This window comes from Limnobaculum parvum, from assembly GCF_003096015.2.
Lineage (GTDB): Bacteria > Pseudomonadota > Gammaproteobacteria > Enterobacterales > Enterobacteriaceae > Limnobaculum > Limnobaculum parvum.
This window is the reverse complement of record NZ_CP029185.2, coordinates 252,836-273,407: the sequence shown is the minus strand read 5'-3', so window position 1 is coordinate 273,407 and position 20,572 is coordinate 252,836. Positions and strand designations below refer to the sequence as shown.

The window sequence follows — 20,572 nt, the reverse complement described above, 5'->3', positions numbered from 1 at the left end:
TAAATGAATTTATATTGAATTAAACCGCAAAACAGGCCGAGAATTGTGAATAAAACATTACCCTCTTTTATCGAGCTATACAGTAAATTGATTGCCACACCCAGCATTAGCGCTACCGATGCAGCGCTGGATCAAAGCAATGAGACGCTGATTAACCTGCTGGCTGAGTGGTTCAGTACGCTGGGATTTAAGGTTGAAGTACAGCCAGTTCCTGATACTCGTAATAAATTCAATCTGTTGGCATCTCTAGGGTCCGGGCCCGGCGGACTATTGCTCACCGGCCATACGGATACCGTGCCGTTTGATGACGGGCGATGGACCCGCGATCCCTTCACCCTGACCGAACATAACAATAAACTGTATGGTTTGGGAACCGCCGACATGAAAGGCTTTTTTGCCTTCATTCTTGATGCCTTAAGAGACATCGACAGCAGCAAACTCACCAAACCACTGTATGTACTGGCCACTGCGGATGAAGAGACTTCTATGGCCGGAGCCCGTTATTTTTCCTCCACCAGCCATTTAAAACCAGATTGCGCCATCATCGGTGAACCTACGTCGCTCCAACCTGTGCGTGCACATAAAGGCCACATTGCGGAAGCCATTCGTATCACCGGTCAGTCCGGCCACTCAAGCGACCCATCCCGTGGCGTTAACGCTATTGAGCTGATGCATGATGCTATCAGTCATTTGATGGTGCTGAGAGATTCACTAAAAGAGCGCTATCACCATGCGGCTTTTGCTATTCCTTATCCAACCATGAACTTTGGTCATATTCACGGTGGCGATGCGCCGAACCGTATCTGCGCCTGTTGCGAATTGCATATGGATATTCGCCCATTGCCGGGGCTTACCCTAACTGATTTGGATGAATTGGTGCATCAGGCATTGGAGCCAGTCAGTCATCGTTGGCCGGGCCGAGTGGCAATTGAACACCTGCATAGTCCTATCCCTGGTTACGAATGTGCCGCTGACAATGCGCTGGTTCAGGTCGTGGAGAAGCTGGTAGGTACACCCGCGGAAGTGGTTAACTACTGCACTGAAGCACCTTTCCTGCAGCAAATGTGCCCAACACTGGTGCTTGGGCCCGGTTCTATCGATCAGGCACACCAGCCAGATGAATTCCTTGCCACCTCTTTTATTCAACCAACCCGCCAGCTACTGACTCAGGTTATCCACCACTTCTGCGCGGAAAAATAGTACGTAACTTGTGGTACATACCGCCCCAGCTTATCTGGGGCGAGAAATCTCCGTAGTAATACGAAAGTAGATTTTTTTGTTGAAATTTTCCGGTTATAAGAAATGCTTAAAGGATTCAACAAAATTATGGACATACCCAAATTGTGTGATACAACTCTAACTTTGGTACTCATAAAAATAACGCAATAACACAACATCATCTTCATGTTTTGACTAACCCGGCAGGAGACATATGAACGAACAATATTCCGCGATGCGAAGTAATGTCAGTATGCTTGGCACCCTTCTAGGCGATACCATCAAAGACGCTTTAGGTGAAGAAATCCTCGATCGGGTGGAAAGCATCCGTAAGCTGTCAAAATCGTCCCGCGCCGGTAATGAGACTAACCGTCAGGCGTTACTCTCTACGCTACAAAACCTGTCTAACGATCAGCTACTACCCGTTGCCAGAGCCTTTAACCAATTTCTCAACTTTGCCAATACCGCAGAGCAGTATCACAGCATTTCCTCTCGCGGCGAGGCGGCGAATAATCCCGCAGTATTCGCAAATTTATTCAATAAATTAAGACAACAGAACCTGACGGATGAAGCGGTAAATAAAGCCGTTGAGCAGCTTTCTATTGAGCTGGTACTCACCGCTCACCCAACGGAAATTGCACGTCGTACCATGATCCATAAACTGATTGAGGTGAATAACTGCCTGAGTCAGTTAGATCACAACGATCTGGCAGACTATGAGCGTGACCAAATTATGCGCCGTCTGCGTCAACTCGTAGCCCAATCATGGCATACCGATGAGATCCGCAAGATCCGCCCAACCCCGGTTGATGAAGCCAAATGGGGCTTTGCCGTAGTGGAAAACAGCCTTTGGGAAGGCGTACCTGCATTTATGCGTGAGTTTAACGATCAGTTGGTTGATGCCCTTGGCTATAACCTACCGGTTGAAGCCGTTCCCGTGCGTTTTACCTCCTGGATGGGGGGCGACCGTGATGGTAACCCAAACGTTACCGCCAAAATTACCGAACATGTAATGTTATACGGCCGTTGGAAAGCAGCAGAACTGTTCCTGAAAGATATTCAGGTGCTGGTTTCTGAGCTATCGATGTCTGACTGTACCCCAGAGCTACGGGCCATGGTCGGTGGCGATGACGTTCAGGAACCCTATCGTGAACTGATGAAAAAGCTACGTACTCAATTAATGAGTACCCACAGTTATCTGAGCGCCCGGCTTAACGACGAACGAGTCAACTGCCCGGAAGATATGCTGGTTGATAACCAACAGCTTTGGGAACCGCTATACGCCTGCTATCAATCTCTGCAAGCCTGCGGTATGGGTATTATTGCTAACGGGCAACTGCTGGATACCCTGCGCCGCATCGGCTGCTTCGGCCTGCCGCTGGTACGTATTGATATTCGTCAGGAGAGCACTCGCCACAGCGATGTTCTAGCGGAACTCACCCAATATCTAGAGCTGGGTGATTACGACCAGTGGGCAGAAAAAGAAAAGCAGCAGTTTTTGGTTAGCGAATTGCAATCTAAAAGACCTCTGTTCCCGCGTGACTGGCAACCAAGTGCAGACACTCAGGAAGTGCTTGATACCTGTAAAGTAGTGGCTAAAGCGCCACAGGGTTCCATTGCCGCTTATGTCATCTCTATGGCTCGGACACCGTCTGACGTTCTGGCAGTACATCTGCTACTCAAAGAAATGGGTTGCACTTTCGCCCTGCCGGTTTGTCCGCTGTTCGAAACGCTAGAAGACTTAAATAACGCCAATGATGTGATGACCCAATTACTGAATATCGACTGGTATCGCAATTTTATTGGCGACAAGCAGATGATCATGATTGGCTACTCCGACTCTTCAAAAGATGCTGGTGTGTTGGCAGCCTCGTGGGCGCAATATTATGCTCAGGAAGCACTGATCAAAACCTGTGAACAGGCTGGCGTAGACTTAACGTTATTCCACGGTCGTGGCGGTACTATCGGTCGCGGCGGAGCGCCCGCTCACGATGCCCTACTGTCTCAACCACCTGGCTCATTGAAAGGCGGCTTGCGGGTTACTGAGCAGGGCGAAATGATCCGCTTTAAGTTTGGCCTACCTGAGATTACGGTAGCCAGTCTGGCCAGTTATGCCAGTGCGATCCTAGAAGCCAACCTGCTTCCACCACCGAATCCTAAGCAAGAATGGCGAGACATTATGGATGAACTGTCCGAGTTCTCCTGTAAAGAATATCGCAATATCGTACGTGAAGAGCCGGACTTTGTTCCCTACTTCCGTGCTGCCACCCCTGAGCTGGAATTAAGTAAGCTACCGCTAGGCTCCCGCCCGGCGAAACGCAAGCCTAATGGCGGTGTGGAAAGCCTGCGGGCAATTCCATGGATTTTTGCCTGGACGCAAAACCGTCTGATGTTGCCGGCTTGGTTAGGTGCTGGTGCAGCGTTACAACATGCGATTAAAAACGGTAAATATCAACAACTGTCAGAAATGTATCGCGACTGGCCATTCTTCAATACCCGAATCAATATGCTGGAGATGGTTTACGCTAAAGCTGATCTATGGCTGGCAGAATATTACGATCAGCGGCTGGTGGATAAAAAACTTTGGCCGCTGGGTAGTAAGTTACGTAGCCAACTGGCGGAAGATATCAGCGTTATTCTCAAACTGTCCAACGATCAGAAACTGATGGAAAAACTGCCGTGGATCGCCGAGTCAATCGCCTTACGTAACGTATATACCGATCCATTAAACGTACTACAAGCCGAGCTGCTTTACCGATCGCGTCAGCAAGAGACGCCGGACCCAAGAGTAGAACAGGCGCTGATGGTGACTATCGCTGGGATTGCAGCAGGAATGAGGAATACCGGCTAGAAAAAGAAAACAGGCAGTAACGTTAAATCGTTCTGCCTGACGTTTCGACCGTTAATTATGACGGTCGAAACCTGAATTAAAACACCTTTGTGCTGTACTCAATTACGCGGGTCTTACCCCCAGCGTATGACAAATCGCATAACTCAGCTCAGCCCGATTCAGCGTATAGAAGTGAAAGTCCTTCACCCCTTCACGGGACAGAATCTTCACCATATCCATAGCGATAGAAGCCCCGACAAATTTGCGGGTTTCAGGATCATCATCTAATCCGGCAAACATCTGGCTCATCCATTGTGGTACACGCACATTGGTCATAGTGGCAAAACGCTGTAGCTGTTTGAAGTTGGATACAGGCAAAATACCCGGCACGATTTCCACATCAATGCCTGTTGCTACACAGCGATCGCGAAAACGCAGGTAGCTCTCTACATCAAAAAAGAATTGGGTAATTGCCCGGTTGGCACCAGCATCTATCTTCTTTTTCAGATTGATTAAGTCAGCCTGTGCACTTTTTGCCTCAGGATGCACTTCAGGATAGGCCGCGACAGAAATATCAAAATCACCGACGCTTTTTAGCAGTTCCACCAAATCAGCAGCATACATATTCGGTTTACCGCCACCGGCGGGCAAGTCGCCGCGTAGTGCCACAATGCTACGAATGCCATTATCCCAGTAATCTTTAGCGATTTCTCTTAGCTGTTCTGGCGTTGCGTCAATACAGGTCAGGTGAGGCGCTGCATCTAAACCGGTTTTGTCTTTAATACCTTTAATGATGCTGTGGGTTCGGTCGCGCTCACCGGAGTTTGCCCCATACGTCACAGAAACAAACTTGGGTTTTAAATTCTTTAAACGATCGATGGATTGCCAAAGAGTCTGTTCCATTTCCACATTGCTCGGCGGAAAGAATTCAAAAGAGACATTAATCTGACCGTTAATCTCTGCCAGACTCTGATTCAGTGCTTCCCTTTGGTTAGCATGAAAAAAACTCATATTCTGTCCACCCTGTTTGTTTTTGCTAATTTGCCTGAGTTGCAGTTATACTTCTGAACGTTTAGACGTCTAAACATCCAAATAAGATGACGGAAGTGGCGTATTCTGTCAACAGGTAATTTGAAAATAAATAGGGAATAAAATGGTCTGGGGTGAATAAAAGGATAAGACTATGATTATTTTAAATTCTTCGAATATTCCGGCCGTGCACAAAGACAATCTGTATATTGTCTTTGTGCACGGCCGGAAGGACATCTGTACTTGAGTTCTGAGAACATCAGGCCTAGATTCCCTACGGGCCGTTATGAAACACCTTATGGTATTTCACCCTTCAGGCCAGCGCTTGCGCCAAGTCGACCCCAACGGAAATCTCGCCCTCCGATGAGCTTTTTAAAACCACTTATAGCTCAATCAGCAATACATCACAGCAATTTCGCCAATCTGTTCAGGTCAGATTGGATTGCTCCAGCGGTAACATCTCGCCCAGCTCCCGGCCCGCGGATAATGAGTGGATTATCTCGGTACCAGCGGCTTTCAATGGCGAACAGGTTATCGCAGGGCAGCAGCGAAGCCAGCGGGTGATCGTCCCTTACCGCTTCGACACCAACCCGAGCTTTACCATTAGCGTCATAGCGCGCCACATAGCGTAGAACCAGCCCCATCTCTCGGGCGGCTTCTAAGCGCTCCAGCATTTGGTGGTTTAACGCATCAGCATTCTCAAAGAAGTTATCAACGGAGCCTTTTTCAGCGCCTTCGGCTACCAGCGATTCAACCCGAACCTGATCCGGTTCAATGTCATAGCCCGCTTCACGCGCCAGAATCACCAATTTACGCATGACATCCTGACCGGAGAGATCAACGCGAGGATCCGGCTCCGTCAGCCCTTGTTGCCATGCCTGTTCCACCAGCTCAGAAAATGGAATAGTGCCGTCAAACTGTAAGAATAACCAAGAGAGCGTACCGGAGAAAATCCCGCTCAGAGAGAGAATGGTATCGCCGCTGTCGCGTAAATCTCTCACCGTATAATTAATGGGTAATCCGGCCCCTACGGTGGCGTTATACAGCCAGTGGCGACCGGTTTTAGCGAATGCGTCCCGAATCTGACGGTATTCATTTCCTGATGACGCTCCGGCCAGTTTATTCGCGCTAATGACATGGAATCCATAGCTGGCAAAGTCCAGATACTTCCCGGCCAACTCCTCGCTGGCAGTAATATCGAGAATCACCAGATCGTCAAACGGATGGTCACGCATCCAACTGACTAACGAATTGTCATCCAAGGTTTGGGCTTCATCATTAAAAAATGCCAATACTCTACTGGCATCCAGCCCCTGATAATCGAGTACACTACGGCTACTATCAACAACGCCAGCCAGAATAAATTCAAATCCGGTTCGGGCCGAAATATTCTTTTGTTCACGGGCAAACAGCTCTAACCAACGGGAACCTATATTACCTTTACCGCACAGCACCAAGCCAATGCACTTTTCCGCCCGGAACAGGCTAGCATGCAGCCCTTGAATCAGATGCTCAGTTGGCCCAACGCGCAGCACTGCCACTAAACTAATATCGTCTTCTGCGTGCCAGATAAATTCCACCGGCTGATCTTTAAGTTGCTGATAGAAACGATGGCTATGCAGCGGATTCTTACATACACCCGCACCGACTAATGCCACTAATGCCAGCCCTTCCCGCAGTTGCAGACGACCAGGTAGTCTGGCGTCATCCAGAATTTGCAGTACACTGTTTACGACTTCAGCGGTATAACACAGTTGAAGCAGGTTACGGTCGTAGTGAACGCCGGTTGCCAGTGGCTTGACCTGAACACGATTCAGAATACGTTCCACTTCTTTCTGTATTTGAGAGAAATCATGCTGGGCTTCAACCTGTAATTCAATCAGACAAACATCATCATGACTGGTAACGATTCTGGCACCGGTACCGGATGCCAGAACGCGTTCAATACGGGTAGAGCCCTGCTCTGGCTGATAACTACAACGCAATTGAAGGTCAATATCGCTGCCGGACACCGGCTGTAGGGTACGGGCATGCAGTACCGGAGCCGCCAGACGCGCCAGTTCGCTGGCTTCATCTAAACGCAGCAGCGGTAACAAACAGGCATCTTTCACTTTACGCGGATCGGCGCTATATACCCCAGCCACGTCGCTCCAGATAGTCACTCTGACCACACCGGCTAATGCACCAATCTGAGTAGCCGAATAGTCACTGCCGTTACGCCCCAGTAATACCGTTTCTCCCGCTTCGTTACGGGAAATAAAGCCGGTGACGACCAAACGCTTATTCGGATGTTGGATAAGTAACTGCTGTAACAGAGGGTAAGAACGACCTTCGTCTACCTGTGGCTGAGCAGAACGTTCTGCCCGCAGAAAATCACGGGCATCTAACCACTCTGCCGCCATACATTGCTGGTTCAATAACGCCGCCATCAAACGTGCCGACCAGATTTCACCATGACCAACCACCTCGGCATATACCGCATCGGACATCACACCATCCAGCAAGGCGGCTAATCGTTCAAGGTCGCGAATAAAGGCTTCAACCAGTTCAGTGGATTGCTGTTCCGGTAACAGACCGTTAATCAGCTCACTCTGGTAACGGCGCAACTCTTGCTGAACTTGATGAGAGGCGATGCGATCGGTCTGGCTAAGCTGTAGCCATTTAATCAGTTGATTGGTGGTACTGCCCGCGGCGGACACGACCATCATGTCCCCTTCGCGGCTGTATTCTGCCATTATCCCTGCCACTCGCAGATAGCATTTGCTGTCTGCCAGGCTACTTCCGCCAAACTTATGCAACTGACGATTTGCAGGAAGCCCGGAAGCTCCTAATGTAGTCATACTTACCTCTTCGCTGATGCCTGGAAAGCCTGCTCCAGATCGGCAATTAAATCTTCGCTATCTTCAATTCCAACAGAAATACGCAACAACCTGTCTGATATTCCCGCAGCTTTACGCGCTTCGGCTGCCATCCCCGCATGCGTCATAGTCGCCGCATGAGAAATTAAACTTTCAACGCCACCTAACGATTCTGCCAGTGTAAACAGTTCCAACGCAGCAAGGAACTGCCGCATCGCCTGTTCATCACCGTCAAATTCAAAACTTAACATCGCACCAAAACCCGACTGCTGCTTACGGGCAATTTCATAACCCGGATTCTCTGGCAAGGAAGGATGATACAACGTTTTTACCTGAGGTTGTTGCTGTAAATAAGCGATCACCGCCTGTGCATTTTGCTGCTGCTGTTTCATGCGCGGACCTAACGTACGCAGTCCACGTAATAACAGATAACTGTCAAAGGCCGCGCCGGTAACGCCAATATTATTGGCCCACCAAGCCAGATCGACCCCCAATGCTTCATCTTTACAGATGACCACACCAGCCACCACATCAGAATGACCATTTAAATATTTAGTACAGGAGTGCAGGACAATATCAGCGCCCAGCGCAATAGGCTGCTGTAAAATAGGGCTAAGGAACGTATTGTCCACTACTGCCAGCGCCCCGGCTTGATGCGCGGCCTGACAAACTTTAGCGATATCCACAACCCGCAACAGCGGATTACTCGGTGATTCAATTAACACCAGCTTAGGCTTTTGCGCCAGAGCGGCTTCCAGCGCCTGTTCATCCCCCTGATCCACAAACAGTACTCGATAGGCACCCCGACGCGCTTGACTATCAAACAAACGATAGCTGCCGCCGTAGCAATCATGTGGCGCAATCAGTAAGTCATCCGGTGTTAACAATGCCGTACACACCAAGTGAATCGCTGACATACCGCTACCCGTCAATATCGCACGGCTCCCACCTTCCAACTCCGCCAGCGCTGACTGAACCACATCACGAGTTGGGTTGCCGCGGCGAGAGTAATCATGTGCCCGAGGCTGATTAAAATCGATAAAATTATAGGTACTGGAAAGATGAATCGGGGGAACAACACAGCCATACTGCTCATCTGAATTGAGCCCACCCCGCACTGCAATAGTTGCCTGTTTGCGTTTCACTGAATCACTCCGGGAAAAAACCATAAAGTATGATTGATAAGATAATGCTTTAGATTATGGACGTCAATACATCTGGACATCTAAACTTCTTGCCGTGTAGATTGAGGAATCGCAAAATATCCGTTAAAATTGTCATGATATAATCTTTTAATGCACTCATGAGCCATGCCAGAGGCCAACTCATGAGCAGGTAAAGTTAGTTCACAATGGACCAACTTTAAAGTTTCAGCTTTCTATTGATTAAGGTGCCCCATGGCTGAGTGGAACGGCGAATATGTCAGCCCCTATGCTGAACATGGCAAAAAGAGCGAGCAGGTCAAGAAGATCACGGTATCCATTCCGTTGAAAGTCCTAAAAATACTAACGGATGAGCGTACCCGCCGTCAGATTAATAACTTGAGACATGCCACCAATAGCGAATTACTTTGTGAAGCATTTCTTCATGCGTTTACCGGGCAACCTTTGCCTAATGACGAAGATTTACGTAAAGAACGCAGCGATGAAATTCCGGAGGCCGCAAAAATATTGATGCGTGAAAAAGGTATCGATCCCGACAGTTGGGAATATTAATTCCTGCTATTGGCTTGTTGCTTGAACAAAACGATCGCTAACGATTGAAGATGATTAATTACCCGCGCTATCAGGGTAATGGATATTGTTTACTGGGTAGGTATTACCAACAGCAATAATTCAAGCTGCCATGGTAAACAGAAAAGCAGAATATTCAGATACAAAAAAGGCGCTCAAGGCGCCTTTTTCATGCAGCTCAGTAAAATTACTTAGCGCCGCCAAGCATGTTGAAACGCTTGTTGAAACGGTCTACACGACCACCGGTAGCAACATCACGCTGCTTACCAGTATAGAACGGGTGGCATTCGCCACATACGTCCAGGTTAAGATCGCGACCCACTGTTGAGTGAGTTTTGATAACGTTACCGCAAGAACAAGTTGCAGTAATCGCTTTGTATTCTGGGTGGATACCTTCTCTCATGATAAACCTCTCTAATGTCGTGTCGCTATACAGTCATTATTGCCGCACACCACACGAAGTAAAAAAATAGTTGAGTAGTTTGATTCATGCACTGAAATTTGATTGCTGAAATTTAAGTACTGAACCAAAGGCTGCGCATTATACAGATCTAATATTAACCACGCAAGCGACCAACTCTTCATCACACTCTGCTGCCTGTGGTATGCTGCTGCATCCCATAAGGTTTTAATTCCGCTTTGGTTATTTTGGTTTACCAAAAGCCCATAAACTGAGATTTGGACTCCCTGCATAATGAGCGTTGTGAATGTCGTTTTACCGGTGCCGCTGGACCGTTCGTTTGATTATCTCCTGCCACCGGGAGAACAGGCGATTATCGGAGCCAGAGTCAGCGTGCCGTTTGGCAAGCGGGAAGCCATCGGTATTATTGTCGGCACCAGCGAACAAAGCGAATTTCCACTCTCTCAGTTAAAAACGATTAATCACCTGATCGATGACCAATCACTGTTTACTCCATCTTTATGGAAAACGCTATTTTGGGCCGCCAGCTATTATCAGTTCCCGTTAGGGGAGGTGCTATTCCATGCTCTACCGGTTTTACTGCGTCAGGGAAAACCCGCTCAGGAGCCGCCTATCTGGCAGTGGCAGCTCACTGAAGAGGGAAAAGTAACCGATCCGGTTACATTAAAACGAGCACCAAAACAGCAACAGGCGCTGGCAGCGCTGCGTAAAGCCAATATTTATCGCCACCAAATTAGCACGCAGGATTTAAACGAAGCCGCTTTTCAAGCACTGAAAAACAAAGGATTAGCTCAGCTAGAAGCACTCTATCCTGCCGCCACTCGCTGGCAAGACGATTTCCAAGTTAATGGTGAACGCCTCAGGCTGAATACCGAACAGGCAACCGCTATTGGCGCTATTCGTAGCGATGACAAGCAGTTCGGCGTCTGGCTGCTGGAAGGGATTACCGGTTCCGGTAAAACGGAAGTCTACCTTAGCGTACTGGAAAATATTCTGTCTGAAGGGCGACAGGCGCTGGTTTTAGTCCCTGAAATTGGTTTAACACCTCAAACCATCGCCCGCTTTCGTGAGCGTTTTAGCGCACCGGTCGACGTTGTTCACTCTGGCCTAAATGACAGTGAGCGCCTTGCGGTTTGGTTACGGGCACAGCGAGGAGAAACTGCCATCGTTATTGGCACTCGCTCAGCGCTGTTTACACCGTTTAAACATCTGGGCGTTATCGTCATCGATGAAGAACACGACAGTTCCTACAAGCAACAGGAAGGGTGGCGCTACCATGCCCGCGATTTAGCCATTCTTCATGCCCGTGAAGAGAACATCCCTGTGATTCTGGGATCGGCAACCCCGGCGATCGAAAGCCTGCATAACGCCCAAAGCGGTAAATATCACCATTTGCGTCTCACTTTGCGAGCAGGCCATGCCAAACCGGCAACCCAATATATTCTCGACCTGAAAGGCCAACCTCTAACTGCCGGGCTGGCTCCCGCTATGCTCAAACGGATGAAGGAGCATTTGCAGGCGAATAATCAGGTCATTCTGTTTCTTAACCGGCGAGGCTATGCCCCAGCACTGTTGTGTCACGAATGCGGCTGGATAGCAGAATGTAGCCGCTGTGAACGTTATTACACACTGCATCAGAATCAGCGTATGTTGCGCTGCCACCATTGCGACAGCCAACGTCCCGTTCCCTATCAGTGCCCTAAATGTGGTTCAACCCATTTGGTACCGGTCGGTGTGGGAACAGAACAGTTAGATAATGAGCTCGCACGCCTGTTTCCAGATACACCAATTACCCGTGTCGATCGCGACACCACCAGCCGTAAAGGCTCTCTGGAGCAGCATCTTGCCGATATCCATCTGGGTGGTGCTCGTATTCTGATTGGTACACAAATGCTGGCAAAAGGCCATCATTTTCCAGATGTTACGCTGGTCGGCCTGATTGATGTGGATGGCGCGTTGTTCTCCGCCGATTTCCGCGCAGCTGAACGTTTTGCACAGTTGTATACTCAAGTTTCTGGTCGCGCAGGCCGTGCCGGTAAGCAAGGCGAGGTATTACTGCAAACCCACCATCCGGAACACCCTCTGTTACAAACCCTGTTGCATCAAGGCTATGATGCCTTTGCTAAACAGGCGATTGAAGAGCGTAAAAGCGTCTTCCTGCCACCATTTACCTTTCATGCCCTATTTCGTGCCGAAGACCATGATAATCAACAGGCATCGCCGTTTTTACAACAACTAAAAGAAAAACTGGAAAACGTCAGAGCCAGTGATAGCTCGCTGTGGATCCTTGGCCCAGTCCCTGCCTTGCAAGCCAAACGCGGCGGTCGTTTCCGCTGGCAGTTGCTTATTCAACACCCATCTCGCGGACGTTTACAGCAAATTCTGCACGCCCTGAGGTTACAAATGACCACGATGCCACAGGCTAAAAAAGTGAAATGGACGCTCGATGTGGATCCAATCGAGGGTTAAAGATCGCTTTATTGAGAACTGGCTCTAAAAAGTTGATTCACAGCATACAATTCAATAGCGGAATAGCATAAAACTGTTGCTAGAAATAATGCATCCAAACTATTTATTCATAATAAGACAGCCAGATTGACTACAGACCATTGGCCTGCGTTTAAGTAGGAGCATGCTACAGCACATCATGCAATATTCCCCCTGAACAATGAAAGAATAAATATCAGGGAAAATAATAGGCTATATCCTATATATGCATAGAATATATTGCCATTAGGAGGATCCCCTCTTTGGAACAGAATAAAAACCCAGCCCAGGTGACGATGAAAGATGTCGCTGACCTAGCTGGCGTATCAACGGCTACCGTCTCCAGAGCACTGATGATGCCAGAAAAAGTCTCCTATAAAACCCGAGACAGAATAGAAAAAGCCATTAAGCAAACCGGCTATATTCCTTATATGCTGGGCAAAAACCAAAAACAGGGAGAGTCTAAAATACTACTGGCCATGGCGCTGGACATCACTGACCCATTCTTTACCGATGTCATGCAAGGTATTCAGCAGACTGCGGCTGAATATGGCTATATTGTTCTGTTTCTGGATAATCGCCAGCAACCTCTTGAGACGATTTCACTATCAACAATATTGCAGCAGGTTAACGGCGTTATTTTGCTGGGAGCCAACTTTCCGTTTGAAAGGCATGATGAAACCAACCACCCATTCCCCCCCATGGTGATGGCCAATGAATATTTGCCGGAGCTAAAATTACCCACCATCCATATTGATAATCTGACGGCTGCCTTTAATGCTGTGTACTATTTGCAACGGTTGGGGCATCGTCGTATTGCCTGTATTTCTGGTCCAGACCATTTACACCTTAGCCACTATCGTCGGCAGGGCTATGTTCAGGCATTACAACGAGGTGGAATTGCGGTAGAAAAGTGTTATATCACTTCTGGCTCTTTAAGCTTTGAAGCTGGAGCTGATGCACTCTCTCAGCTAATGGCATTACCTCAGCCACCCAGCGCTATATTCTGCCACAGTGACATAGTGGCAATTGGTGCCATTTCTCAGGCAAAAAAGATGGGTATCCACGTTCCAGAACAGCTGTCAATTGTTGGATTTGATGATATTGCTCTGGCACAATACGTCGATCCGCCATTAACCACGGTTGCACAGCCTAGGTATAAAATCGGCCAGCAGGCAGTACTGATGCTGCTCGAGCTACTACAGGGCAGCGGAACTAAGGGTGGATCGGTCTTGCTTGACAGTGAATTGATTGTTCGCGCCAGTACCGCAAAACCACATAACTAGCCAAAGTACCACATATTACGTACTATAACGGTTCTCTTTTAATCTGTTTCTAAAAACAAATGTAGTGAAGTCATAGTGGCACAACGAGATTATGTAAGCCGTAGCCGATCGGGGACGCGGAGTAAAAAAAATAGCAGAACGAAAAAAAGCTCATCAGGTGGCACGTCCAAACTGATGATTGTGCTTGCCCTCGCCGTATTGGTCGTGTTTGGCGGAGGCCTTTACTATATTACCCAGCATAAGCCTGAAACGGCATCCGCGGCAGGAACACCTCCGGTTAAACCGGGCAATGGTTTGCCACCAAAACCGGAAGAGCGCTGGAGCTACATAAAAGAGCTGGAAAACCGTCAGGTTACTAACTCGCCTAATTCAACAGGCCAGCCAAAAACGAGTTCTCCCGCTCCGTTGACGACAGAACAGCGAAGAGTGCTGGACCAAATTCAGGCTGATATGCAAAAACCACCGGTTCAACTTTCTGGCGTTGATGCCAGTGGACGTCTATCTACTGCTCGCGATGGTGGAGCTAAGCCGGCATTAAACAATACTGCGGCCACCAATATTCAACCGCAGGTGCAGCCACAAACTCAAACACCACCAAAGAAAACGACGCCACCGGCGCCAACTCAAGCTCAAGACCAAGCCCAAACGCCACCAAAGAAAACGGCTCCACCGGCGTCAGCTCAAGCTCAAGACCAAGCCCAAACGCCACCAAAGAAAACGGCTCCACCGGCGTCAGCTCAAGCTCAAGACCAAGCCCAAACGCCATCAAAGAAAACGACTCCACCGGCGTCAGCTCAAGACCAAGCCCAAACGCCACCAAAGAAAACGACTCCACCGGCGTCAGCTCAAGACCAAGCCCAAACGCCACCAAAGAAAACGGCTCCACCGGCGTCAACACAACCCCAAGAGCCAACGCCAAAAACCACCAGTCAAACCGCTGCTCAGGCACAAAACCAACGCTGGATTATTCAATGTGGTTCATTCAAAGCCTTGGATCAGGCCGAGTCAGTGAAGGTTAATCTGGCATTTTCCGGCATTGAAAGCCGAATCAGCACCAGCGGCGGTTGGAATCGGGTAATTCTTGGCCCTTATAATAATCGCGAGGCCGCAGACAAAACTTTACAACGGCTGAAAAGTAGCGGTGTAAGCAATTGTATTCCGGTGGCCTCAGGAAAATAATTATCTGTAAATTATAAAGTTTACCTCTCACTTCGGGCTGCCTTATGGCGGCCCGAATGTTATTTAAGCCCCCGAATCCAACGCTGAATATTTTACTTCGTCAGGGTTGAAAATCTGATGCCATTCCCCCATCTAATTACCAATTATGCCTTGCCTATTATGTAAGGCTGTTCCTATCAGTTAATGAGGATCTGCACGTGACAACAATTGTAAGCGTTCGCCGCAACGGTCATGTAGTAATTGGGGGTGATGGCCAGGTAACTCTGGGTAACACCGTGATGAAAGGCAATGCCCGTAAAGTTCGCCGCCTGTATAACGACCGTGTGATTGCTGGCTTTGCTGGTGGCACCGCAGATGCCTTCACCCTGTTTGAACGCTTTGAGCGCAAGCTGGAAATGCATCAAGGGCATCTAACTAAAGCCGCAGTTGAGCTGGCGAAAGACTGGCGTACCGACCGTATGCTTCGTCGATTAGAAGCGCTGTTAGCGGTAGCGGATGAAACTGCGTCCCTGATCATCACCGGTAATGGTGATGTGATCCAACCAGAAAACGATCTGATTGCCATCGGTTCTGGTGGCCCTTATGCCCAATCTGCCGCCAGAGCACTGTTGGAAAATACCGATATGAACGCCAGAGATATCGTGGAGAAGTCGCTGTCGATTGCCGGTGATATCTGTATTTACACCAACCGTTTCCAAACCATCGAAGAATTAAAAGCTAAAGAATAAGGACCGTAATGATGTCTGAAATGACCCCTCGCGAAATCGTCAGTGAACTTGACAGCTATATCATCGGTCAGAACAAAGCCAAGCGTGCCGTGGCTATTGCTCTACGTAACCGCTGGCGCCGCATGCAGCTTGATGAAGTGTTACGCCATGAAGTCACGCCAAAAAATATTTTAATGATCGGCCCAACCGGTGTCGGTAAAACTGAAATTGCCCGTCGTTTGGCTAAACTGGCCAATGCGCCATTTATCAAAGTCGAAGCCACCAAGTTCACCGAAGTGGGCTACGTGGGGAAAGAAGTTGATTCCATCATCCGCGATTTAACAGATTCTGCCATCAAGATGGTGCGTCAACAATCCGTTGAAAAAATGCGTTTTCGTGCTGAAGAGCTGGCGGAAGAACGCATTCTCGACGTATTAATTCCACCCGCCCGCGACAACTGGGGCCAGACTGAACACGGTTCCGACAGCTCTGCTGCCCGTCAAGCATTCCGCAAAAAACTGCGTGAAGGTCAATTGGACGATAAAGAGATCGAAATCGAACTGGCAACCATGTCCATGGGTGTAGAGATTATGGCTCCTCCGGGCATGGAAGAGATGACCAATCAGCTACAGTCTATGTTTCAAAACCTCGGTGGACAAAAGCAAAAACCGCGCAAAATGAAGATCAAAGACGCGTTTAAAATGCTGATTGAAGAAGAAGCTGGCAAGTTGATCAACCCGGAAGAACTAAAGCAACAGGCGATTGATGCCGTTGAACAGCACGGTATCGTGTTTATTGATGAGATCGACAAAATCTGTAAGCGCGGTGAAGTCTCTGGCCCAGATGTATCCCGCGAAGGAGTCCAACGTGACTTACTGCCGCTGGTAGAAGGCTGTACCGTATCCACAAAACACGGCATGGTGAAAACTGACCACATTCTGTTTATTGCTTCCGGTGCATTCCAGACAGCCAGCCCTTCAGACCTGATTCCTGAATTACAAGGTCGTTTACCGATCCGTGTTGAACTACAGGCCCTGACCACCGAAGATTTTGAACGTATCCTGACAGAACCAAGTGCATCATTAACCGAGCAATACAAAGCGTTAATGGCAACGGAAGGGGTAACCATCAACTTCCAGACCGACGGTATTCGTCGTATTGCGGAAGCGGCATGGCAGGTAAACGAACGCACAGAAAACATTGGTGCCCGTCGTTTACATACCGTTTTGGAGCGTTTAATGGAAGATATCTCCTATGACGCCAGTGAAAGCAACGGGACAAGCATTGATATCGATGCTGAGTACGTTCGTCATCATCTGGATGAATTAGTTGATAATGAAGATTTAAGCCGTTTCATTCTGTAACGTTTTTTATCACCCTACTCAATCAGTCGTATTTACGGGAGGCACTAGCCTCCCGTAAACTTATTCCTTAGTATTCGTTTGGTTTTACCCAGAATCAAAGCAAACTCTCGTTAAATTCTCTATAATACGCGTATAGTTAGCGTCTAGCCGATTTGCCCGCTATGACATTATTCTCAAATTAAAAGTTACTAAATTAAAACTAAGACATGAGCCAAACTCACTCAACAAGTAAAACAGCAGCCTGGATTGAGAGCCTGCGCCCCCGTACATTGCCTCTGGCATTGGCATCGATTGTTACCGGTTCCGCGCTGGCTGCTTGGATGCACTATTTTCAGTTGGATATTGCGCTGATGGCTCTGCTCACTGCGGCAATGCTACAGATCTTATCTAATCTGGCGAATGACTATGGGGATGCAATAAAAGGCAGTGATACGGAAACGCGTATTGGCCCCAACCGAGGTATGCAAAAAGGACTAATTAATCAGGCTCAAATGAAACGCGCCCTGATTATTGTCATCATTCTTACTATCGCCTCCGGCATTGGTCTTATTGCTTTAGCCTGTAAAAAACCAGAAGACATTATTGGCTTTCTGGGGCTAGGCCTACTGGCGATTGTCGCCTCCATCACCTATACCGTTGGCCGTAAGCCATATGGCTATATGGGATTGGGGGATATTTCCGTTTTGATCTTCTTTGGCTGGTTAAGCGTCGCCGGTACCTATTATCTACAGGCCGGAACTTTCGATACAGTGGTGATGCTACCCGCCACTGCTTGCGGTTTATTGGCAACCGCGGTTTTGAATATCAATAATTTGCGCGATATTGATAATGACCGTATGAATGGTAAAAACACGCTTGCAGTACGCTTAGGCCCCCTATGGGGCCGCCGCTATCACTTCATGTTACTGGCCGGCGCACTTTTGTGTCTGGTTCTATTTGCCCTGTTTGATTTACGCAGTTGGAGTGGCTGGCTATTTATTCTGGCGGTACCCCTACTCTACCGTCACGCTATGTATGTATTACATGAGCCAACGGCAGTGGCAATGCGCCCGATGCTGGAACAGATGGTTAAAGGTGCACTGCTGACCAATATCCTTTTTGCCATCGGTGTGGTACTCAGCTAACGCGGCTCATCCGTCATTTTTATTATTATCCATCTTGGATAAGCCGATCCGTTGGCCTCAACACCAGGATGACTTTGCTATCCTTGTAAAAATCAGGATATACTGATTATTCATGGCTAAAAATGAACCAATGGAAACAGGCGTCGATTTTATGAAATATGATACTTCCGAGTTATGTGACATCTATCATGAAGAAGTCAACGTTGTAGAACCTCTGTTCTCTAACTTTGGTGGACGCCCCTCTTTTGGTGGTCAAATCACCACGGTTAAATGTTTCGAAGACAATGGCCTGCTATATGAGCTATTGGAAGAGAATGGTCAGGGCCGCGTATTATTGGTCGATGGCGGCGGTTCCGTTCGCCGAGCACTGATCGATGCTGAATTGGCCCGTCTTGCCGTTCAAAACGAGTGGGAAGGCCTAGTGATTTACGGTGCGGTTCGTCAGGTCGATGAACTGGAAGATCTGGATATTGGCATTCAGGCTTTAGCGGCTATCCCGGTTGGCGCTGACTCACAGAACATTGGCGAAAGTGATATTCGCGTTAACTTTGGTGGTGTAACCTTCTTCTCTGGAGACCATCTTTATGCCGACAATACCGGCATCATCCTGTCAGAAGAAGCGTTAGACATCGAATAAGCCATGATAAGTGGAAACAGTGAGGTTTCCGCCCTGCGTTCTCCTATTTTACTCAATAGATTTAAATAAAAACGCCGCATACGCGGCGTTTTTATTGTCTGATGACTAACCGTTAAATCGATTAGACTTCATCCATTTTACCCAACAGAAGACGTAAACGCTCCTGCCAAGCTTGTTGTTCTTGCTTCAACTGAGCGTTTTCGTTCACTAATGACTCACGTCCGTTAGAAGAAGTTTCAATATCACGAACTAAAGAGTTATTTTTCTCTTTCAGCTCTTCAATTTCCATTTGCAACAAAGTGATAGTATCAATGGCCTGTTGGACCTTAGCTTCCAGTTTTTCGAATACTTCAAATGACATTATTTTGTCCTCATATAGACATAACCGCAAAGCGGAAAACCTAACATTTATAACAGCCGCTAGCGGCAGGATTCGCACATCCCATTGGTGGAACGCCAAAATCAACAGCCTGATTGTATTTACCTGATCGAACGCTGTCCAGACATAGACCTATATAAAGCGCGAATGTTCAGAAATTTTATCAATCTGACCGTACAGTTAACTCGCTAGCAACAAAAATACTTAAACCCGTAGTGATTAATCTTATCATGGCGATGACGCCGTTCTCTCAAAACGTGTGGTGGTCCAATATAAACCTGCGTCACTTATCACTTTTCGAACTCAAAAAAACAATTATTTGACCGAATACACAAAATCATACTTTCGTTATTTTTCGATATAGCGCGATAACGATAAAATCCGTTCATCTCCTCTATCTAATAAAAAATAGAGGCCAATACAGGTAATCAAATTACCTCCCTACCCTTCAATTGCAGGACTATATCTATGAGTCAAAACGCTGGCCCTACCTTAAGAGGGCAATGTATTGCTGAATTCCTTGGTACGGGACTGTTTCTCTTTTTTGGTATCGGTTGTGTTGCTGCACTGAAAGTCACCGGAGCCAGTTTTGGACAATGGGAAATTAGTATTATCTGGGGTCTAGCAGTGGCGCTGGGCGTCTACTTAACCGCTGGCGTATCGGGTGCTCACCTGAATCCGGCGGTTACCATCGCTTTGTGGCTATTTGCCTGCTTCGATCGCAAAAAAGTGATTCCTTATATTATTTCACAGGTTGCCGGCGCATTTTGCGGTGCGGCAATGGTATATGCACTTTACTTCAGCTTATTTTACGAAGTCGAAGCCGCTCAACATATTGTCCGGGGCAGCGTAGACAGCCTGTCACTGGCGGGAACATTCTCTACTTATCCAAACCCGGCAATTAACGTCTTCCAAGCATTCTGTGTGGAAGTGGTGATTTCTGCCACCCTGTTAGCCTTGATTCTGGCCTTAACCGATGACGGCAACGGCGTCCCGCGTGGTTCGCTGGGTCCATTGCTGATCGGTATTCTGGTTGCCGTGATTGGTGCATCGATGGGCCCATTAACCGGCTTCGCCATGAACCCGGCCCGTGACTTCGGCCCGAAACTGTTCGCCTATTTCGCTGGCTGGGGTAACATCGCCTTCACAGGTGGAAGAGAAATCCCTTATTTTATTGTACCCATTATGGGGCCTATTATCGGTGGCTGCTTGGGAGCATGGGGCTATAAGGTATTTATCGGCGGTAATTTACCCTGTGATGCCTGTGCTATTGAAGATAAAAAATAATGACCGTTCTTACCCCTTTTTACTACGTCAATT

At 48.0% G+C, this 20,572-nt stretch carries 16 protein-coding genes; 11 read left to right on the top strand and 5 right to left on the bottom strand.

All coding sequences use genetic code 11. From position 1 onward, the window contains the following. Nucleotides 1-45 precede the first annotated feature (45 nt). Both argE and ppc read left to right on the top strand, forming a co-directional pair. Complete coding sequence (gene argE, locus HYN51_RS00695; RefSeq protein ID WP_108901094.1) at nucleotides 46-1,200, top strand: acetylornithine deacetylase; 1,155 nt, start codon at nucleotides 46-48, stop codon at nucleotides 1,198-1,200. A 232-nt stretch (nucleotides 1,201-1,432) separates the two neighbouring features. After that, the gene (ppc, locus tag HYN51_RS00690; protein ID WP_108901093.1) at nucleotides 1,433-4,069 is read left to right on the top strand and encodes a phosphoenolpyruvate carboxylase; all 2,637 of its coding nucleotides are present in this window, start codon (nucleotides 1,433-1,435) and stop codon (nucleotides 4,067-4,069) included. A gap of 102 nt (nucleotides 4,070-4,171) precedes the next feature. Here ppc and metF read toward each other — a convergent pair whose 3' ends face one another. The 3 genes from metF to metB form a co-directional block, all read right to left on the bottom strand. Further along, a complete protein-coding gene (metF, locus tag HYN51_RS00685; RefSeq protein WP_108901092.1) occupies nucleotides 4,172-5,059 on the bottom strand; it encodes a methylenetetrahydrofolate reductase in 888 nt (295 codons plus the stop codon). 422 nt (nucleotides 5,060-5,481) lie between these two features. Continuing rightward, nucleotides 5,482-7,917 (bottom strand): bifunctional aspartate kinase/homoserine dehydrogenase II, encoded by a 2,436-nt coding sequence (locus HYN51_RS00680; RefSeq protein WP_108901091.1) that lies wholly within the window; start codon nucleotides 7,915-7,917, stop codon nucleotides 5,482-5,484. 2 nt (nucleotides 7,918-7,919) lie between these two features. Further along, nucleotides 7,920-9,080, bottom strand: a complete 1,161-nt coding sequence (metB, locus tag HYN51_RS00675) for a cystathionine gamma-synthase (RefSeq protein WP_108901090.1) — start codon at nucleotides 9,078-9,080, stop codon at nucleotides 7,920-7,922. Between the two features lie 252 nt (nucleotides 9,081-9,332). Here metB and metJ point away from each other — a divergent pair, with 252 nt between their 5' ends. Further along, on the top strand, nucleotides 9,333-9,650 hold the full coding sequence (metJ, locus tag HYN51_RS00670; RefSeq protein ID WP_108901089.1) for a met regulon transcriptional regulator MetJ: 318 nt from the start codon (nucleotides 9,333-9,335) through the stop codon (nucleotides 9,648-9,650). 205 nt (nucleotides 9,651-9,855) lie between these two features. On the opposite strand, the gene rpmE is transcribed toward metJ, so the two are convergent. Further along, on the bottom strand, nucleotides 9,856-10,071 hold the full coding sequence (rpmE, locus tag HYN51_RS00665) for a 50S ribosomal protein L31 (RefSeq protein WP_108901088.1): 216 nt from the start codon (nucleotides 10,069-10,071) through the stop codon (nucleotides 9,856-9,858). 291 nt (nucleotides 10,072-10,362) lie between these two features. On the opposite strand from rpmE, the gene priA reads away from it, so the two are divergent. From priA to rraA, 7 genes are all read left to right on the top strand, one after another. Next, complete coding sequence (gene priA / locus HYN51_RS00660) at nucleotides 10,363-12,558, top strand: primosomal protein N' (RefSeq protein WP_108901087.1); 2,196 nt, start codon at nucleotides 10,363-10,365, stop codon at nucleotides 12,556-12,558. Nucleotides 12,559-12,839: 281 nt separating this feature from the next. Further along, nucleotides 12,840-13,862 carry a DNA-binding transcriptional regulator CytR gene (gene cytR, locus HYN51_RS00655; protein ID WP_157952945.1) on the top strand — a complete coding sequence of 341 codons (1,023 nt, stop codon included), beginning with the start codon at nucleotides 12,840-12,842 and terminating at the stop codon, nucleotides 13,860-13,862. A gap of 174 nt (nucleotides 13,863-14,036) precedes the next feature. Next, a complete protein-coding gene (gene ftsN, locus HYN51_RS00650) occupies nucleotides 14,037-15,041 on the top strand; it encodes a cell division protein FtsN (protein WP_230514000.1) in 1,005 nt (334 codons plus the stop codon). 197 nt (nucleotides 15,042-15,238) lie between these two features. Beyond that, nucleotides 15,239-15,769 (top strand): ATP-dependent protease subunit HslV, encoded by a 531-nt coding sequence (gene hslV / locus HYN51_RS00645; RefSeq protein WP_108901085.1) that lies wholly within the window; start codon nucleotides 15,239-15,241, stop codon nucleotides 15,767-15,769. Between the two features lie 11 nt (nucleotides 15,770-15,780). Further along, the gene (gene hslU / locus HYN51_RS00640; protein WP_108901084.1) at nucleotides 15,781-17,112 is read left to right on the top strand and encodes an HslU--HslV peptidase ATPase subunit; all 1,332 of its coding nucleotides are present in this window, start codon (nucleotides 15,781-15,783) and stop codon (nucleotides 17,110-17,112) included. Nucleotides 17,113-17,318: 206 nt separating this feature from the next. Next, nucleotides 17,319-18,236, top strand: a complete 918-nt coding sequence (locus tag HYN51_RS00635) for a 1,4-dihydroxy-2-naphthoate polyprenyltransferase (RefSeq protein ID WP_108901083.1) — start codon at nucleotides 17,319-17,321, stop codon at nucleotides 18,234-18,236. Nucleotides 18,237-18,387: 151 nt separating this feature from the next. Continuing rightward, nucleotides 18,388-18,873, top strand: a complete 486-nt coding sequence (gene rraA, locus HYN51_RS00630; RefSeq protein ID WP_108902109.1) for a ribonuclease E activity regulator RraA — start codon at nucleotides 18,388-18,390, stop codon at nucleotides 18,871-18,873. Between the two features lie 121 nt (nucleotides 18,874-18,994). Here rraA and zapB read toward each other — a convergent pair whose 3' ends face one another. Continuing rightward, complete coding sequence (zapB, locus tag HYN51_RS00625) at nucleotides 18,995-19,234, bottom strand: cell division protein ZapB (protein WP_108901082.1); 240 nt, start codon at nucleotides 19,232-19,234, stop codon at nucleotides 18,995-18,997. 486 nt (nucleotides 19,235-19,720) lie between these two features. Between zapB and HYN51_RS00620 the strand changes: the two genes are divergently transcribed. After that, a complete protein-coding gene (locus HYN51_RS00620) occupies nucleotides 19,721-20,539 on the top strand; it encodes an MIP/aquaporin family protein (protein WP_108901081.1) in 819 nt (272 codons plus the stop codon). Nucleotides 20,540-20,572 lie beyond the last annotated feature (33 nt).

Bases quoted from the DNA above. Each gene is read 5' to 3' on its own strand.
- metJ (WP_108901089.1), top strand. From the start codon at position 9,333: ATGGCTGAGTGGAACGGCGAATATGTCAGCCCCTATGCTGAACATGGC.
- rpmE (WP_108901088.1), bottom strand. From the start codon at position 10,071: ATGAGAGAAGGTATCCACCCAGAATACAAAGCGATTACTGCAACTTGT.
- ppc (WP_108901093.1), top strand. From the start codon at position 1,433: ATGAACGAACAATATTCCGCGATGCGAAGTAATGTCAGTATGCTTGGC.
- zapB (WP_108901082.1), bottom strand. From the start codon at position 19,234: ATGTCATTTGAAGTATTCGAAAAACTGGAAGCTAAGGTCCAACAGGCC.
- HYN51_RS00620 (WP_108901081.1), top strand. From the start codon at position 19,721: ATGAGTCAAAACGCTGGCCCTACCTTAAGAGGGCAATGTATTGCTGAA.
- hslU (WP_108901084.1), top strand. From the start codon at position 15,781: ATGTCTGAAATGACCCCTCGCGAAATCGTCAGTGAACTTGACAGCTAT.
- HYN51_RS00635 (WP_108901083.1), top strand. From the start codon at position 17,319: ATGAGCCAAACTCACTCAACAAGTAAAACAGCAGCCTGGATTGAGAGC.
- priA (WP_108901087.1), top strand. From the start codon at position 10,363: ATGAGCGTTGTGAATGTCGTTTTACCGGTGCCGCTGGACCGTTCGTTT.
- metF (WP_108901092.1), bottom strand. From the start codon at position 5,059: ATGAGTTTTTTTCATGCTAACCAAAGGGAAGCACTGAATCAGAGTCTG.
- HYN51_RS00680 (WP_108901091.1), bottom strand. From the start codon at position 7,917: ATGACTACATTAGGAGCTTCCGGGCTTCCTGCAAATCGTCAGTTGCAT.
- ftsN (WP_230514000.1), top strand. From the start codon at position 14,037: ATGATTGTGCTTGCCCTCGCCGTATTGGTCGTGTTTGGCGGAGGCCTT.
- rraA (WP_108902109.1), top strand. From the start codon at position 18,388: ATGAAATATGATACTTCCGAGTTATGTGACATCTATCATGAAGAAGTC.